Source organism: Psychrobacter proteolyticus (genome assembly GCF_038155145.1).
GTDB lineage: Bacteria > Pseudomonadota > Gammaproteobacteria > Pseudomonadales > Moraxellaceae > Psychrobacter > Psychrobacter proteolyticus_B.
The window spans coordinates 1-219 of the sequence record NZ_JBAKAY010000143.1; the positions used below are offsets into that span (position 1 = coordinate 1).

At 44.3% G+C, this 219-nt stretch carries 1 pseudogene; it reads left to right on the forward strand.

Features of this window, described 5'->3' with window-relative positions:
- Positions 1 to 168: pseudogene (locus tag V6252_RS13290) on the forward strand (hypothetical protein); the annotation flags it as partial.
- Between the last annotated feature and the right edge of the window lie 51 nt (positions 169 to 219).

Here is a 219-nt window from a genome sequence, read left to right on the forward strand (position 1 = left end):
GTACGTCGTGATGTCATGATCGATGTCGATTTGCGTCGTGAAGCATTTACGCCTTTACTTTGGGTGTTCGAAGGGTTTACGTCTTATATCGATGATTTCATGTTGCTAGCGTCAGGTGCAATTGATAAAGCCAATTATCTGCGACTGCTAGCAGAGCATATCAATCGCTAGTACCAGACTCCAGGGCGTGGTTATCAAAGCGTAGCAGAATCAAGTTTT